Here is a 1,455-nt window from a genome sequence, read left to right as displayed (position 1 = left end):
GAGCAATAGTCAAGACCTGTGGATGGCGTGTTCAGGCGACCTGCTGATCACCTCCTGATGCGACCGCCGGATCGTCGTCTCGTTCGACGAGGACGCCATTCTTGAACGTCGCGCCAGCGCGGACGAGGGCGACGAGTTGCGGTGCGTTGACGGCACGCCATCTGGCTTGTGCGGACTCGATGAGCTTGAACGCCATCGCGATCCCCGCGGCCCGGGAGCCGGGTCCCTTGGTGACTCGCTGACGCAGCCGGACGGTCGCGAAGGTCGACTCGATCGGGTTGGTGGTCCGCAGGTGGATCCAGTGCTCGGCGGGGTAGTCGTAGAACGCGAGGAGGACGTCGAGGTCGTCGGTGATCTTCGCGACGGCCTTGGGCCACTTGGTGCCGTAGTCGGCGGCGAACGCCTTGACCGCCTTCTCGGCGTGGTCGCGGTTCTCGCCGTTCCAGATCTCCGCCAGCGCGGCCTTGGCGTTCGGTTGCGCGGACTTCGGGAGCACGTTGAGGACGTTGGCGATCTTGTGGAACCAGCACCGCTGTTCGCGGGTTTCGGGGAACACGGAGCGGACCGCGGCCCAGAACCCGAGTGCCCCGTCGCCAACCGCGAGCACCGGGGCGCGCATTCCGCGGCGCTTGCAGCTGCGGAGCAGGTCGGCCCAGGACTCGGTGGACTCACGGTGGCCGTCGTCGAGCGCGACGAGTTCCTTGGTGCCGTCGGCACGCACGCCGATCATGACCAGCAGGCACACCTTGTCCTGCTCCAGGCGCACCTTGAGGTGGATCCCGTCGACCCACACGTACACGTAATCCGTGGCGGCCAGCGATCGCTTGTTGAACGCGACCGCCTCGTCTTGCCACTGCGTGGTCAGCCGGGTGATCGTCGAGGCCGACAGGCCAGCACCAGAGCCGAGGAACTGCTCCAGCGCCGGACCGAAGTCACCCGAGGACAGGCCGTGCAGGTACAGCAGCGGCAACACCTCCGCGACCTTGGGCGACTTCCTGGCCCACGCCGGCAGGATCGCCGAGGCGAACCGCTTGCGCTTCCCGGTCACCTCATCGGCGCGCTTGTCGTTGACCCGCGGCTGCCTGACCGCCACCGCGCCCGCGGCCGTGGTCACCTCCCGCGGCTCGTGGAAGCCGTTACGGACCACCAGCCGGCGCCCGTTCTCGTCGAGCTGGTCGGCGAACGCCTCGATGTAGGCGGCGACCTCGGCCTGCAGCGCAGCAGCCAGCATCTGCCGAGCGCCGTCACGAACGATCTCATCGAGCATCGACCCACCGGCCGCCTCGTTGGACGCATAAGCGTCGTGAACTACCTTGAGCATGGGTGCACCTTCCCGAGCCGGCGCGCCAACGCCGACCTGATCAGAACTTGAGCATGGGCTTCGATCTTGCTCGGGAGGTGCGCCTACTTCACGTCACCGCGCCGAGCCCCATCCACAGGTTCCGATGATTGCTC

Annotated in this window: 1 protein-coding gene; it reads right to left on the bottom strand. The window is 67.4% G+C overall.

The genetic code is table 11. The features are described 5' to 3' along the window. Nucleotides 1-31: 31 nt before the first annotated feature. Entirely contained in the window at nucleotides 32-1,321 is a 1,290-nt protein-coding gene (locus PLL68_RS15145; RefSeq protein WP_324535524.1) for an IS256 family transposase, read from the bottom strand. Nucleotides 1,322-1,455 lie beyond the last annotated feature (134 nt).

It is taken from the genome of Ornithinibacter sp., assembly GCF_035443565.1.
GTDB lineage: Bacteria > Actinomycetota > Actinomycetes > Actinomycetales > Dermatophilaceae > Fodinibacter.
The sequence above is the reverse complement of the archived record's forward strand: the minus strand, read 5'-3'. Positions and strand labels throughout refer to the sequence as shown.